The 15,102-nt window shown below is 64.6% G+C and carries 14 protein-coding genes and 1 pseudogene; 8 read left to right on the top strand and 7 right to left on the bottom strand.

What is annotated here, in order from left to right:
* Window positions 1-44: 44 nt before the first annotated feature.
* From HY852_RS21860 to HY852_RS21845, 4 genes are all read left to right on the top strand, one after another.
* Window positions 45-1,553, top strand: a complete 1,509-nt coding sequence (locus HY852_RS21860; protein WP_291606970.1) for a M81 family metallopeptidase — start codon at window positions 45-47, stop codon at window positions 1,551-1,553.
* A gap of 23 nt (window positions 1,554-1,576) precedes the next feature.
* Entirely contained in the window at window positions 1,577-2,749 is a 1,173-nt protein-coding gene (locus HY852_RS21855) for a M20 aminoacylase family protein (protein ID WP_291606969.1), read from the top strand.
* Complete coding sequence (locus tag HY852_RS21850; protein ID WP_291606968.1) at window positions 2,742-4,163, top strand: amidase; 1,422 nt, start codon at window positions 2,742-2,744, stop codon at window positions 4,161-4,163. The genes HY852_RS21855 and HY852_RS21850 overlap by 8 nt, the downstream gene beginning before the upstream one ends.
* A gap of 108 nt (window positions 4,164-4,271) precedes the next feature.
* Window positions 4,272-5,159 (top strand): crotonase/enoyl-CoA hydratase family protein, encoded by an 888-nt coding sequence (locus tag HY852_RS21845; RefSeq protein ID WP_291606967.1) that lies wholly within the window; start codon window positions 4,272-4,274, stop codon window positions 5,157-5,159.
* A gap of 129 nt (window positions 5,160-5,288) precedes the next feature.
* On the opposite strand, the gene HY852_RS21840 is transcribed toward HY852_RS21845, so the two are convergent.
* The 3 genes from HY852_RS21840 to HY852_RS21830 form a co-directional block, all read right to left on the bottom strand.
* Window positions 5,289-6,266 carry an NADPH:quinone oxidoreductase family protein gene (locus tag HY852_RS21840; protein WP_291606966.1) on the bottom strand — a complete coding sequence of 326 codons (978 nt, stop codon included), beginning with the start codon at window positions 6,264-6,266 and terminating at the stop codon, window positions 5,289-5,291.
* On the bottom strand, window positions 6,266-6,874 hold the full coding sequence (locus tag HY852_RS21835; protein ID WP_291606965.1) for a 2-hydroxychromene-2-carboxylate isomerase: 609 nt from the start codon (window positions 6,872-6,874) through the stop codon (window positions 6,266-6,268). The genes HY852_RS21840 and HY852_RS21835 overlap by 1 nt, the downstream gene beginning before the upstream one ends.
* A 149-nt stretch (window positions 6,875-7,023) precedes the next feature.
* Window positions 7,024-7,728, bottom strand: a complete 705-nt coding sequence (locus HY852_RS21830) for a glutathione binding-like protein (RefSeq protein ID WP_291606964.1) — start codon at window positions 7,726-7,728, stop codon at window positions 7,024-7,026.
* 110 nt (window positions 7,729-7,838) lie between these two features.
* Between HY852_RS21830 and HY852_RS21825 the strand changes: the two genes are divergently transcribed.
* A complete protein-coding gene (locus HY852_RS21825; RefSeq protein WP_291606963.1) occupies window positions 7,839-8,861 on the top strand; it encodes a methionine synthase in 1,023 nt (340 codons plus the stop codon).
* 218 nt (window positions 8,862-9,079) lie between these two features.
* On the opposite strand, the gene HY852_RS21820 is transcribed toward HY852_RS21825, so the two are convergent.
* The 3 genes from HY852_RS21820 to HY852_RS21810 form a co-directional block, all read right to left on the bottom strand.
* Entirely contained in the window at window positions 9,080-9,703 is a 624-nt protein-coding gene (locus HY852_RS21820) for a hypothetical protein (protein ID WP_291606962.1), read from the bottom strand.
* A 109-nt stretch (window positions 9,704-9,812) separates the two neighbouring features.
* Complete coding sequence (gene gpt / locus HY852_RS21815) at window positions 9,813-10,340, bottom strand: xanthine phosphoribosyltransferase (RefSeq protein WP_291606961.1); 528 nt, start codon at window positions 10,338-10,340, stop codon at window positions 9,813-9,815.
* Between the two features lie 28 nt (window positions 10,341-10,368).
* Window positions 10,369-11,106 carry a molybdopterin-binding protein gene (locus HY852_RS21810; protein WP_291606960.1) on the bottom strand — a complete coding sequence of 246 codons (738 nt, stop codon included), beginning with the start codon at window positions 11,104-11,106 and terminating at the stop codon, window positions 10,369-10,371.
* A gap of 192 nt (window positions 11,107-11,298) precedes the next feature.
* Here HY852_RS21810 and HY852_RS21805 point away from each other — a divergent pair, with 192 nt between their 5' ends.
* The 3 genes from HY852_RS21805 to HY852_RS21795 are packed head-to-tail and all read left to right on the top strand — an operon-like array spanning window position 11,299 to window position 14,518.
* Window positions 11,299-12,717: a circularly permuted type 2 ATP-grasp protein gene (locus tag HY852_RS21805; RefSeq protein WP_291606959.1), complete on the top strand. Its 1,419-nt coding sequence runs from the start codon at window positions 11,299-11,301 to the stop codon at window positions 12,715-12,717.
* A gap of 6 nt (window positions 12,718-12,723) precedes the next feature.
* Complete coding sequence (locus HY852_RS21800; RefSeq protein WP_291606958.1) at window positions 12,724-13,668, top strand: alpha-E domain-containing protein; 945 nt, start codon at window positions 12,724-12,726, stop codon at window positions 13,666-13,668.
* A gap of 7 nt (window positions 13,669-13,675) precedes the next feature.
* The gene (locus tag HY852_RS21795; protein ID WP_291606957.1) at window positions 13,676-14,518 is read left to right on the top strand and encodes a transglutaminase family protein; all 843 of its coding nucleotides are present in this window, start codon (window positions 13,676-13,678) and stop codon (window positions 14,516-14,518) included.
* Between the two features lie 161 nt (window positions 14,519-14,679).
* Here HY852_RS21795 and HY852_RS21790 read toward each other — a convergent pair.
* Window positions 14,680-15,102 (bottom strand): annotated as a pseudogene (locus tag HY852_RS21790) (peptide ABC transporter substrate-binding protein); the annotation flags it as partial.

Genomic DNA, 15,102 nt, shown 5'->3' with positions numbered 1-15,102 from the left:
AAGGCCGGGGCTAACGTCGCACGCCCAGAACCTGGACTGAACTGATGACACGTATCGCCGTAGGCGGCTTCCTGCACGAGACCAACACCTTCGCTCCGACCAAGGCAACTTATGCGGACTTCCAGCATGGCGGCGGCTGGCCGGCGATGGCGCAAGGCGCCGACGTGCTCAAGGTGATGCGCGGAATCAATGTCGGCATCGCCGGTTTCGTCGATGCGGCGGAAGCCAACGGCTGGAAACTGGTCCCGACGATTGCGTGCGGCGCAAGCCCATCGGCGCACGTGACAGAAGATGCGTTCGAACGCATCGTCAAGGTGATGGTCGACGGCATCGCTTCGGCCGGCGCGCTCGACGGCGTCTATCTCGACCTTCACGGCGCCATGGTCACCGAACATTTCGACGACGGCGAAGGCGAAATCCTTGCGCGCGTGCGGCGGGTGATCGGCAGCGACGTCCCGCTCGTCGCCAGCCTCGACCTGCACGCCAACGTCACGCCCGAGATGATCGAGCACGCCGACGCGCTGATCGCCTACCGCACCTATCCGCATGTCGACATGGCCGATACGGGGCGGGCCGCGGCCGAGCATCTCGCCTTGATGCTGAAGACGAAGCAACGCTTTGCCAAAGCGTTCCGGCAATTGCCGTTCCTGATCCCGATCAGCTGGCAATGCACCAACGACCAGCCAACCAAAGGCATCTACCAGAAGGTCGCGGCGCTGGAAGGCGATGCCGTGCCGACAATTTCCTTCGCACCGGGCTTTCCGGCCGCCGATTTCGAGCATTGCGCACCCAGCGTGTTCGCCTATGGCAGGTCGCAAGGAGACGCCGATGCCGCCGCCGATGCGATCGCCTCCCTGGTAGCCGGCCATGAGGACGATTTCGACGGCAAGATCTATTCACCCGACGAAGGCGTGCTTGTCGCGATGGAGCTGGCAAGACACGCACGCAAGCCGATCGTTATCGCCGATACGCAGGACAATCCCGGTGCCGGCGGCGATTCCGACACCACGGGCATGCTGCGGGCGCTGGTGCGCAACCGGGCGACCCGTGCCGCCACCGGCGCCATCTATGACCCCGACTCGGCAAGAGCGGCGCATCAGGCCGGCGTCGGCGCCAGCGTGACCCTGTCGCTCGGTGGGAAGTCGGGCATTCCGGGCGATGCGCCTTACACGGAAACCTTCGTCGTGGAGCGGTTGTCGGACGGCAGGTTCATCGCGCCCGGCCCCTATTACGGCGGCCGCGAGATGGAGATGGGTCCCTCGGCCTGCTTGCGCATCGGCGACGTCCGCGTCGTGGTGAGCTCGCACAAGGCGCAGCTCGCCGACCAGGCGATGTACCGCTACGTCGGCATCGAGCCGACCGAACAGGCCATTCTGGTCAACAAGAGCTCGGTGCATTTCCGCGCCGATTTCGAACCGATCGCCGAAAGATTGTTGATCTGCGCCGCCCCCGGCGCGATGCCCGCCGACACCGCCGCCCTGCCCTGGACACGGCTGCGCCCGGGCATCCGCATGAGGCCGAACGGCCCCGCGTTCACTCCCCGAGACAAATAACAAAACAACCGGATTCAGGAACGATGCCCACGCTCGAACGTATCGAAGGCTTCGCCGACGAACTCACCGCCATCAGGCGCGACCTGCACGCCCATCCCGAGATCGGATTTCAGGAGGTCCGCACCTCCGGCATCGTCGCCGACAAGCTCAAGAGCTGGGGCGTCGAGGTGCACCGCGGTCTTGGCGGCACGGGCATCGTCGGCGTGCTCAAGGGCAAGGGCAACGGGACGAGGCGCATCGGCCTGCGTGCCGACATGGACGCGCTGCCGATGGAAGAGAACACCAACCTGAAATGGCGCTCGACCATTCCCGGGCGCTTCCACGGCTGCGGCCACGACGGCCACACCACCATGCTGCTGGGCACGGCGCGCTATCTTGCCGAAACCCGCAACTTCGACGGCACCGTTCACTTCATTTTCCAGCCGGCCGAGGAAGGCCTCGGCGGCGCGCGCGCGATGATCAAGGACGGCTTGTTCGAGAAATTTCCCTGCGACGAGCTGTACGGGCTGCACAACGCACCCGACCTCAATCACGGCGAGATTGCGATCCTGCCCGGCCCCGCGATGGCAGGCGCGGATTTCTTCGACATCACCATCAACGGCTATGGCGCGCACGGCGCCATGCCGGAGCGCTCCAAGGACGCGGTCGTGATCGCGATGACGCTCGGCAAGGCGCTGCAGACCATCGTCAGCCGCAACGTCGACCCGCTGCAGGCGGCGGTGGTGTCGATCACCCAGATCCATGCCGGCTCGGCCTACAACGTCATTCCGGGCGAAGCGAAACTCGGCGGAACTGTGCGCGCCTTCTCCGACGAGGTGCGCGCACTGATCCGCGAACGCATGCGGGCGATCTGCGCCGGTGTCGCCACCGCTTTCGACTGCGAGATCGACGTCGACATCCGCGACACGTTCAGCGTGCTGGTCAACCAGGAAGAGCAGTCCAGGGTGGTGGAGGAAGTGGCGCGCACGGTCGTCGATCCGAAGAAAGTCTTCACCCGCACTCAGCCGAAGATGGGCAGCGAGGATTTTGCCGACATGCTTCAGGCGATACCCGGCGCGTATTTCTGGATCGGGCACGAAGGCTCGGTCCCCGTGCACAATCCAGGCTACGTGCTCGACGACAAGATCCTGCCCGTCGGCGCCAGCATGTTCGCCCGTATCATCGAAACCCGCATGCCGGCCGCCGCAAATGTCTAAGACCCGTCCCGAACAAGGCGTCACCTCACTGCACGACCTTTCCGCCGTCGACCTGATTGCAGGCTATCGCACCAGGCAGTTCTCGCCCAGCGAGGTGCTGGAAGACGTGCTGACGCACGTCGCCAGGTGGGAGCCGCACATCAAGGCGCTCTACGCCTTCGACGCCGACGGCGCGCGGCAGGCCGCCAAGGCTTCGACCGATCGCTGGACCAGCGGCGAGTCGTCCGGCCCGCTCGACGGCGTTCCTGTCACCATCAAGGAGAACATTGCGACCAAGGGCGTGCCGATGCCGCTCGGCGCGGCCAGCGTCAAGCTGGTGCCCGCGTCTGCGGATGCGCCGCCGGCCGCGCGCCTGCGCGAAGCCGGCGCCATCATCTTCTCCAAGACCACGATGCCCGATTACGGCATGCTGTCGTCGGGACTGTCGAGCTTCCATGCGCTGACGCGCAATCCCTGGGACGTCTCCAAGAATCCCGGCGGCTCCAGCGCCGGCGCCGGCGCGGCGGGTGCGGCCGGTTACGGTCCCCTTCATCTCGGCACCGATATCGGCGGCTCGGTACGCCTGCCCGCCGGCTGGTGCGGCCTCGTCGGGCTCAAGCCGAGCCTCGGGCGGGTGCCCATCGATCCGCCTTATGTCGGCCGCGTCGCCGGCCCGATCACGCGCACGGTCGACGATAACGCGCTGATGATGAGCGTCTTGTCCAAGCCGGACCGGCGCGACGGGATGAGCCTGCCGCCCGACAACATCAACTGGAAGGGGTTGGAAAAATCCCCACGCAAGCTGCGGATCGGCTTGATGCTGAATGCCGGCGTCGGCCAGGATGCGGAGAAGCCCGTGCACGAAGTCGCGGTCAAGGCCGCCAAGGCCTTCGAATCTGCCGGCGCCGTCGTGACCGAGGTCAAGGGCATCCTGACCCGTGAAATGCTCGACGGGCTCGACAATTTCTGGCGCGCCAGGATGTGGGACGATTTCGAGAAGCTTGACCCGGAACAGCGCGGCAAGGCGCTGCCCTATATCCGCCAGTGGGCGGAGCGCGGCGCGAAGCTGTCGGGCGTCGAGGTCATCCGCGGCTTCAACCAGACCATGGCGATCCGCGCCGCCGCGGCGAAGCTGTTCTGCGAGATGGACTATGTCATTTCGCCGACCTCGCCGGTCGTGAACTTCGCGGCCGACCTCGCCGCGCCCATCAATGATCCGGATAAGCCGTTCGAGCACATCTGCTTTACCGTGCCATGGAATATGTCGGAGAATCCGGCGATCTCGATCAATGGCGGCTACGATGCGAAGGGCTTTCCGATCGGCGTACAGATCGTCGGGCGCCGCTTCGACGACATCGGCGTGCTCGGCGTGGCCAAGGCCTTCGAAGGCCTGCGCGGCGCGCAACGGTCCTGGCCCAGCGTGCCGGCCAGATAACCAGGAAGGCGCCGCCGTGTGCCCAGTCCGCGCAAGACGGACGGCGACGGCCGTGCATAACGGCCCTTCAAACGCTGAATTTCAGGGTAACAGGGAAGGAAACCATCCATGGCGTATGAGACGATCAAATACGAGGTCGCCGAGCAGATCCTCACGATCACGCTGAACCGGCCCGACAAGCTCAACGCCTTCAACACCGCCATGCAGCAGGAGCTGATCGACGCGTTCGAGCGCGCCGACAAGGACGACGGCGTCCGCGCCATCATCGTCACCGGCGAGGGCCGTGCGTTCTGCGCGGGTGCCGACCTCTCCACCGGCGCCGACACCTTCGACCGCGACGCCCGCCGTGGGGCGGTGCGACGCCTTGCCGGCCAGGTCGACTACAGCGATCCGCAGGTGCGCGACGGCGGCGGCCAGGTCACGCTGCGCATTTTCAAGTGCCTAAAGCCGGTGATCGCCGCGGTGAACGGACCCGCGGTCGGCATCGGTGTCACCATGCAGCTTGCGATGGACGTCCGCATTGCCTCGGAAGCGGCGCGCTTCGGGTTCGTGTTCTCCCAGCGCGGCATCGTGCCGGAAGCCGCCTCGAGCTGGTTCCTGCCGCGCATCGTCGGCATCGCGCAGGCACTGGAGTGGTGTTACACCGGCCGCGTGTTCCCCGCGCAGGAAGCGCTGGCGGGACGGCTCGTCAGCAGAGTGGTGCCCCCCGAGCAGTTGCTGCCGACGGCACGCGCGCTCGCCAAGGAGTTCGCCGCGAAAACCGCGCCGGTGTCGATCGCGCTGATCCGGCAGATGATGTGGCGCATGCTGGGCGCCGACGACCCGATGGAAGCCCACAAGGTGGACAGCCGCGGCATATACGCACGCGGCCGTTCCGGCGACGTCAAGGAAGGCGTGGTGTCGTTCCTGGAGAAGCGGCCGGCCGTGTTCAAGGACAAGGTATCGAGCGATATGCCTGACTATTTTCCATGGTGGCAGGACCGGGAGTACAAGTAACCGGATCTCGTCACTGCGAGGAGCGCGAGCGACGAAGCAATCCAGTTCGCTGAAGCAGTGCTGGATTGCTTCGCGGAGCCTGTCATCGAGCGGCGCTTCGCGCCGACCCGTTGGCCCGCAAAGACGATTTCAACTCATCATCAGCGCGACGCGGCCGATGGCCTTGCGCTCGATCAGGAGCCGCATGGCTTTCGCATAATCTTCGAGCGGCAGGCGGTGCGAGACGTTGGGGCGGATCTTGCCAGCCTCGGCCCACGCCATCAGCGCCTTCTGGCGCGCCGGACCGAGCGCGGGATTCTTTCGCGTCGCCTCGCCGGCGCGCACGCCGACTACGCTCGCGCCCTTGATCAGGATCAGGTTGGTGCGGGCGATCCCGATGCCGCCGGTGAAGCCGATCACCAGGATGCGCGCGCCCCAGGCGATGCAGCGCAGGCTGTTCTCGAAAACCTCGCCGCCGACCGGATCGAACACGACGTCGGCGCCGCGGCCGTCGGTGACACGCTTGACGGCGTCACGGAACGGCTCGCGCGAATACAGCACCAGATGATCGGCGCCCCTCGCCTTCGCCACCGCCAGCTTTTCCTCGGACGAAGCGGCCGCGATCACGGTCGCCCCCAGCAGCTTGCCCATCTCGACCGCGGCGAGCCCGACGCCGCCGCCCGCGCCATGGACCAGCAACACCTCGCCCGGCTGCAACTGTCCGCGGTCGACCAGCGCGTGATAGGCGGTGCCATGGCCGGCGAGAAAGGTCGCTCCTTCCGCAAAGTCGAAGGTCGACGGCATGGGCGTGAGCTGTGAACTCGCAACCACGGCCTCGTCGGCATAGGCGCCATAGCGCATCTTGACGATGATCCTGTCTCCGACCGCAACGCCTTGCGCAGCCGCATCGACCTCGATCACTTCTCCCGCCGCTTCGACTCCCGGGGTGAAGGGCAGCTCCGGCTTGAGCTGATATTCGCCAGCCACCATCAGAATGTCGGGAAAATTGATGCCCGCGGCGCGAATGGCGACGCGCACCTCGCCCGCCTTGAGCCGCCGTGACGGGAATTCTTCCAGCCGCAATTTCTCGGGCGGCCCGAGCTCGCGGCAAACGACGGCGCGCACCATCAGGCCGCGCTCGCTTTGCGGCGCTGCAGGGCCTCGCGGATCAGCGGCAGCCGGTCGTTGCCGAAATACATGTCGGTCTTCTCGACGAAGATCGTCGGCGAGCCGAAGCCGCCGCGCGCCACAAGCTCCTCCGTGTTGGCCTTGAGCTGGTCCTTGATCGCCTGATCCGAAATGCCGGCAAGGAATTTTTCAGGATCGACGCCGACGTTCCGGCAGATCTCGGCGAGGACGGCGTCCTGCGAGATGTCCTTGTCCTCGCCCCAATAGGCCTCGAACACGGCGCGGGCAAACGGCACCATGTCCTTGCCAAACCAGATGCAGCCGCGCATCGCTTTGACGCTATTTACCGGGAACACGGTGGGCGGCATCTTGATCGCAAGGCCCGACGAGCGCGCCCAGTCGGAAAGATCCTTGAGCATGTACCGGGCCTTCAGCGGCACCGGCTTCTCGCGCTGCGCGTAGACGCTCGGATTGACGGTGTTGAAAATGCCGCCGACCAGGATGGGCCGCCACGAAATCTCCGCGCCCAACTCCTTCGCCAAAGGCTGGATGTTATGGAAGGCGAGATAGGTCCAGGGGCTGGAACAGTCGAAGAAGAATTCGATCATGGCGTTTCCTTGTACTTAGTGGCGCAGCCTATCAACGTCTCCCGTCATTCCGGGGCGCGGCGCAGTCGCGAGCCCGGAATCCATAACCACGGCCTGGGGTTATGGATTCCGGGCCTGCGCCTTTCGGCGCATCCCGGAATGACGATCGGTTAGTTTTGCCTTAGCAGTTCCTTGGCACGTTCACCGAACATATTCCGTCGCGATTCCTCATCGAACGGCTCCTTGACGAACTTGCCGATGGCAAGACCCGCCTGAACCTGCGGCCGGGCGCGCACCTGCGCGTACCAGCGCTTGATATTCGGATAGTCGTCGAGGGTGAAGCCCTGGGCCTTGTGGGTCATTGTCCAGGGAAAGCAGGCGATGTCGGCGATCGAATAGTCGTCGCCTCCTACATAGGCTCCGGTCTTGCCGAGCTGCCCGTCGAGCACGCCGAAGAGTCGCGCCGCCTCGTCGCGATAGCGCGCGATCGCGTACGGAATCTTCTCCGCCGCATAGAGCGCGAAGTGGCCGTGCTGGCCGAGCATGGGACCTAAGCCCGCCATCTGCCACATCACCCACTGGACCACCCTGGAGCGGCCGCGAAGATCCTGGGGCAAAAAGCGGCCGGTTTTCTCGGCGAGATAAATCAGGATCGCGCCGGTCTCGAACACGGAGAACCGCTCGCCGCCGTCGGCGGGCTCGTGATCGACGATGGCGGGAATGCGGTTGTTCGGACTGATCGCGAGAAACTCAGGGCGAAACTGTTCGCCGGCGCGGATGTTGACGTTGACGACCTTGTAAGGCAGGCCGAGTTCCTCCAGCATGATCGAGATTTTCCAGCCGTTCGGCGTCGGCGCGTAATAGAGGTCGATCATGGGCCTTCCCTGCTCGAATCGTCCCGCGCGGGACGACGTTTGTTGTTCTGTACCTCGACGTTAAGACATGGCAGACAGTGACGCAAATCTCAACCGACCGGGAGCGCCCCATGCTGTTTCCAACGACCATCGCTGGATCCCTGCCGAAGCCGGAATGGCTGGCCGAGCCCAACATGCTGTGGGCGCCCTGGAAGTCGCAAGGCGCCGAGCTTGCGCGCGCCAAGCGCGATGCGACGCTGCTGGTGTTGAAGCTGCAGGAAGATGCCGGCATCGACATCGTCACCGAGGGCGAGCAGTCGCGCCAGCATTTCGTGCACGGCTTCCTTGAGAAGATCGAAGGCATCGACTTCGCCCACAAGGTCGAGATGGGAATCCGAAAAGAGCGCTACAAGGCGATGGTGCCGCAGGTGGTGGCCCCTCTCACCCTCAAGGGCCGGGTCCACGCGGACGAGGCCCGCATCGCCCGAACCCACACCGCGCGAGCACTGAAATTCACCCTGCCCGGTCCGATGACCATCATCGACACCATCGCCGACCGCTATTACGGCGACCGGGTGAAGATGGCGTTTGCGTTTGCCGAACTGCTCAACGAGGAAGCCAAGGCGTTGCAGGCCGACGGCGTCGACCTGATCCAGTTCGATGAGCCAGCCTTCAACGTCTACATGGACGAGGTCAACGACTGGGGCATCAAGGCGCTCGAACGCGCCGCCGAAGGGCTGACCTGCTCGACCGCCGTGCACATCTGCTACGGCTACGGCATCAAGGCCAACACCGACTGGAAGGAAACGCTGGGCGCGCAATGGCGACAGTATGAACAGATCTTCCCGGCGATTGACGCCAGCTCGATCCAGCAGGTCGCGGTGGAATGCCGCAATTCCAAGGTGCCGCTGGAGCTGCTCGCGCTGCTCAAGGGCAAGATCGTACAGGCCGGCGTGATCGATGTCGCCAGCGACACGGTCGAGACTGCCGAAGACGTGGTCAAGGTGATTGAGGACGTTTTGCAATTCGTGCCGAAGAGCAACATCATGGCCACCACCAATTGCGGCATGGCCCCGATGCGGCGTGAAATCTCCGAAGCCAAGCTGGTCGCGCTCGGCGCCGGCGCAGCGCTGGCGCGGCAGAAGCTGGGGTAAGCGCCCTGCGTGCAGTGACGCTTGCGTAGACGTTGCGCAGCCCTACAGCAACGTGCACCGCTCCGTTCCCTCTCCCGCTTGCGTGGGAGGGTCAGGGTGGGGGCAGCCCCACGAGCGGTTCCTGTCGCTCGCCCCCTCCAGCTCTCCCCCGCAAGCGGGGGAGAGGGCAGACCGAGCATGCGGCGGACATCAAACGACCGTTCCGATCAAAGCTATCGTTATTGGAGTTGCAGAGCACTAGGATGCAGCAGGGGCTGATAGCCTGCCATGATCGCCCGCAGGGTCGAGGGCGGCGTCAGCAGCATGGCGTGATCGAGCGCATGGTCCGCTTGGGCGTAGCCGCCGGGCGACCATAACAGCGCCCTGCCCTGCGCGATGAGGAAGCCGTCTGCCCCCTGCTGCACCATGGCGCCGTCGGGCAAGCGAGCAAGCTCGACCGGCAACGGATGCAGCCGCTTCCTGCCGCGATCGAGCCGCTCATGATGCAGCACCGCGTCGATCTCGTGTGCGCGAATGCCTTGCACGCGATTGCCCCTCTCCCATGCCGCGCAGAATCGTTTCGCATCCTCGCGCCGGCAGAAGAAGCACGGACGGTGCCCGGCCGCCAGCGCCGTCGCTTCGTCCAGGAAGAACAGTTCGGTCCAGCTTCGTGTGCCCATCACCTTGCGCCGGCGGCCGCGGAATTCGCACACGCAGGTGAGCCAGGCGGGGCTGGACCAGCGCTTCTTCAGAAGCGTCCTGGTCGCGGGATCGTGGATGATGCCACGATTGCCCGTGAACATCCCGCGATGCGGTGTCGCAATGATGTCGCCGGTCGGCGTGACGCGATTTTGCAGCGGCATGAGATGCCCCAACGCGTCATTGCGAGCGAAGCGAAGCAATCCAAAGCCGCTTTCGCCGAACCATACTTGGATTGCTTCGTCGCTTCGCTCCTCGCAATGACGGAGAACTTTACGCCGCGCCGTCCCGGAGCGGCGGGTGATAGGATAGCGCGGTGTCCCAGGGGAAGAAGATCCAGGTGTCCTGCGACACTTCCGTGATGAAGGTGTCGACCAGCGGCCTGCCCTGCGGCTTGGCGTAGACAGTGGCGAAATGCGCATCAGGGAGCATATCGCGCACCAGCCGCGCGGTCTTGCCGGTGTCGACGAGATCGTCGACGATCAGAAGATCCTTTCCGGTGCCCTGACCCAGCCTCGCCACATCATCGCAAACGCCCTTCAGAACCCGCAGTTCGCCCTGCGTGGTGTGCTCGTAGCTCGAGATGCAGACGGTATCGATGACGCGCACACCGAGCTCGCGCGCCACGATAGCCGCGGGCACCAGTCCACCGCGGGTGATGGCGACCACCGCCTTGAACGGGCCGATCTCGTTCAGCCGCCAGGTCAGCGCCCGGCAATCCTGGTGGAACCGATCCCATGATACGGGAAACGGCCTGCCGGCCCGTTCCTGCGCGCCGAGTTCCGGCTTGTTGTCGACCATCGCGTACTCCCGCACTCCCCGATCACTGCTAATGGGCGACGTTCAATCGCGTCAGCATCTCCTTCACCGCGGCCATGGCGGCGGCAAGCTTGTCCGGATCGCGCGAACGCACCACCAGGTTGGTGTTCGGCTTCTTGTCCTCGTCGATGAAGGGGTAGCTGCCGATCATGGTCTCGGGGTGGGCATTGGCGATGTCGCGCAACGGGCCGCCAATATCTCCCTCCCGGGCGTTGGCGCGCACGGTCTCCGACAGCATGCGGACGCCGGACTTCAGCTTGGGCGACACGATGTCCATCATCGCCTGCATGATGGACGGCACCCCGGCCATCACGATGACGTTCCCGATCTTGAATCCCGGCGCGAGGATGGTCGCGCTCTGAATCAGCTCGGCACCGTCCGGGATGCGCGCCATGCGCAGCCGCGCGTCATTCAAGTCCTGCTCGGCCCAGCGTTCGCGAAAGCGCGCCACTACTTCGGGGTGGTGGTCGATCCCGACCCCGAACGCCTTTGCCACGCTGTCGGCCGTGATGTCGTCATGGGTCGGCCCGATACCGCCGGTGGTAAAGACGTAGGTGTACCGCTGCCGCAAGGCGTTCAAGGCGTCGACGATGTCGGTCTCGTCGTCCGCCACGACCCGGACCTCCTTCAGGTCGATACCGATATTGGTGAGGTATTCGGCGATAAAGCCGATGTTCTTGTCTTTGGTTCGGCCGGACAGGATCTCGTCCCCGATCACCAGAAGACCCGCCGTGACGATTTCAGTCATCAGTTTCAACCTCACCTGTCCCTTAGACTTGGCTGCCGTCCATTTAAGCAGGCATCCGCCATTTTTTCAGGCAGCGGCGCGACCGTCCACACCAAATGCCGCTCCACAATGCATATCCCGCTGGCCCGGGCCTTGCTACCATCCCTTCGAGTCATGCACTCTTTCGCATGGGCTCGTAAGAAGTCAGGTTATATGGCAGCTGCGTTCGATGAAATGAACGGCCCTGGCGGAGAGCTTCGCCCAGCCTATCAGGAGCTCTCGCGCTGGCTTAATGAGACGCCCCCCGAGGCCCTTGAGTATCGCCGCCAGGAGGCGGAGCTCCTGTTCCGCCGCATCGGCATCACCTTCGCAGTCTATGGCGACGCCGAAGCCCAGGAAAGGCTCATTCCCTTCGACGTGATCCCGCGCATCCTGTCCGGCAGGGAATGGACCATCCTGGAGAAGGGCTTGAAGCAGCGGGTGCGCGCGCTCAACATGTTCCTGCGCGACATCTATCACGGCCGCGAGATCCTGAGTGCCGAGGTGGTCCCGGACGACCTGATCTTCCAGAATCCGGTCTTCCGCCCCGAAATGAACGGCCAGCACGTGCCGCACGATGTCTACGTCCACATCGCCGGCATCGATATCGTGCGGGTCGATGCCGCCGACTTCATCGTGCTGGAGGACAATGCGCGGACGCCCTCCGGCGTCTCCTACATGCTGGAAAACCGCGAGATCATGATGCGGCTGTTTCCGGACCTGTTCGCCCGCCACAGGATCGCGCCGGTCGAGCAGTACCCGGACGAACTGCTCGCCGCCCTGCGATCGGTCGCGCCCCAGAGCGCCTCGGCGGAGCCGACGGTCGCACTGCTGACGCCCGGCGTCTACAACTCCGCCTATTACGAGCACACCTTCCTCGCCGACAAGCTCGGCATCGAGGTCGTCGAGGGGCGCGACCTCATCGTCAAGAACGACGAGGTGTTCATGCGCACCACCGAAGGTCTAAAACAGGTCGACGTCATCTACCGCCGCGTGGACGACGACTTCATCGATCCCCTCACCTTCCGCCCGGACTCGGCGCTCGGCGTCCCCGGGCTGATGTCGGCCTACGCCGCCGGCAATGTCACCCTCGCGAACGCGGTCGGCACCGGCATTGCCGACGACAAGGCGATCTATTCCTACATGCCTGACATCGTGAAGTTCTATCTTGGCGAAGAGCCGATCCTGAAGAACGTGCAGACCTGGCGCTGCCGCGAGCCGAAGGACCTCGCCTACGTGCTCGATCACCTCGACGAACTCGTGGTGAAGGAGGTCCACGGCTCCGGCGGCTACGGCATGCTGATCGGACCGGCCGCGACGAGAGCGACCATCGAGGCGTTCCGCGACAAGCTGAAGCGCGAGCCGGAAGGGTTCATCGCCCAACCGACGCTGGCGCTGTCGACCTGTCCGACCTGCACCGCCAAGGGGCTGGCGCCGCGCCACGTCGATCTGCGCCCCTTCGTGCTGACCGGCAGCAAGCGTACCACCATCGTGCCGGGCGGGTTGACCCGCGTCGCGCTGAAGGAAGGCTCGCTGGTGGTTAATTCGAGCCAGGGCGGCGGCACCAAGGACACGTGGATACTGGACGAGTAAGAGCCGATGCTGTCGCGTACCGCCGAAAACCTGTACTGGCTGGCCCGCTACGTCGAACGGGCGGAATATCTCGCCCGCACCATCGACGCGACGCTGCGCGTCACGGCGCTCCCCGCCGCCTATATCGGCAAGACCAACGAATGGGACTCGGCGCTGCTCACCGCGGGGGCCGCCGCGAGCTTCTATGAGCACTATCAGGAAGCCAACGAGCACAACGTCATCGAATATCTGTCGTTCTCGCCGACCAATCCGTCCTCTATCAGGAACTGCATCGAGGCCGCGCGGCTGAACGCGCGTTCGGTCCGCACGGCGCTGACATCCGAGATGTGGGACACCATCAACGGCGCCTGGATCGAGCTGCAGGAAGTCTGGAGCAAGGGTACTTTGTCGCGGGACGATCTCGCCAAGTTCCTGCGCTTCGTGCAGGAGACCTCGCTGCGCTTCGACGGCTCCGCCTACCGCACCATGCTGCGCAACGACGCCTACTGGTTCTCGCGCATGGGCGTTCATCTCGAGCGCGCCGACAACACCGCGCGCATCCTTGATGTCAAATATCACGTGCTGCTGCCGGAAGAGGAGCACGTCGGCGGCCCGCTCGACTTCTACCAGTGGAGTTCCATCCTGCGCTCGGTCTCGGCGCTGACCGCCTATCACTGGGTCTATCGCGAGACCCTGAAGCCCTGGCTGATCGCGGACCTTCTGATTCTCAACGACGCCTTGCCGCGATCACTGGCAAGCTGCTATGGCAACCTCGTGCGCAACCTCGACCAGATCGGCGTCGCCTACGGCCGCCAGGGCCCGGCACAGCGCCACGCCCGCGGCATCCGTAATCGGCTCGAGCACTCCAACATGAACGACATCTTCCAGCACGGCGTGCACGAGTTCATCCAGGAGTTCATCGCCGACAACTTCAGGCTCGGCGAGATCATCACCAAGCAGTATCTGATCTAACGGCACCATGCGCCTGCGAGTCACCCACATTACGAGCTACCGCTACCAACCGGCGGCAACCAGCATTATCCAGGTGCTGCGCATGACGCCCGGCAGCCATGACGGGCAATACGTGGCGGAATGGCAGATCGACGTCTCGGCGGACACGCGGCTCGACGCGCATGAGGATGCATTTGGCAACATCACGCATGTGCTGTCTTGCGGACCCCTTGACGACATCACGATCACCGCGGAAGGGCTGATCGAGACCCACGACACCGGCGGCGTGGTGCGCGGCACCGACGAGCGGTTTCCGCCGGGCCTGTTCCTCCGTTCGACGACGCTGACCGAAGTCAACCCGGCAATGGCGACCTTCGCGCGCGAGCTGCGCGCCGAGGCCGAGAGCGATGCCCTCGGCTTCCTGCACACGTTGATGACGCAGGTCAACGAGCACATGACCTTCGACGAGGACCCGACCCACAGCGGCACGTCCGCCGCCGAAGCGTTCGGGCTCAAGCGCGGCGTCTGCCAGGACTATGCGCATATCTTCATTGCCTGCGCGCGCACCGCCGGCGTGCCCGCGCGGTTCGTGTCCGGCCATTTCCTGCGCGCGGACGGCATGGTGAACCAGGTTGCCGGACATGCCTGGGCGGAAGCCTTCGTGCCCGATCTCGGCTGGGTCGGCTTCGACCCGGCCAATGGCATCTGCACCAGCGATGCGCATGTCCGCGTCGCGGTCGGCCTCGATTATCTCGGCGCCGCGCCCGTTCGCGGCACCCGCTACGGCGGCGGCACCGAGACGCTGACAGTCGCGGTCAAGGTCGAACAGGCCGGGCGTCCCGGACAGTCGCAGTGGCAGCGGCAGTCGTAATTAGTGCAGCCACGAGTACGTCCTCGTCCTGAGGAGCTTGCGAAGCAAGCGTCTCGAAGGACGGGCCGCGGGTAGGCCTCATGGTTCGAGGACGCGCCTTCGGCGCTCCTCACCATGAGGGTCGCTTTTCTGCTGCGTTGCGCCCGGCCGAACTTCGGCGTTCACTTGTCCAGCCAGACGCCCTCGAAGCGCAGATTATTGTACAGGCTGTTGTCGTGCGGCTTATAGCCCCTCACATAGGGCTGCCAGCAATTGCCGGCCGCGCCCCACACGATGCTTGGCCGCGCGGCGTCTTCGGCCAAGAGGCGCTCGATCTCCCACACGATCTTCTCGCGCTTTCCCCTGTCGAGTTCACGCGATTGCGCGGGAAGCAGACGGTCGACCTCCGCATTGCAGTATTGCGTGTAATTGCGCTCCGAATTGCAGGAGTAATTCTCGACGATATTGGCATCGGGATCGTCAACGGACACGCCGGTGATGTTCAGCCCGATGGTGTAGTCCTTCTTGGCTAGCCTGGTGTACCAGCGCGGCGTTTCCAGAATGTCCAACTCTCCGCTGATATGGATCTTCTTGAGCTGATCGAT

Origin of the sequence: Bradyrhizobium sp. (genome assembly GCF_016213215.1) — a bacterium.
GTDB lineage: Bacteria > Pseudomonadota > Alphaproteobacteria > Rhizobiales > Xanthobacteraceae > Bradyrhizobium.
This window is presented reverse-complemented; position numbering and strand designations above follow the sequence as displayed.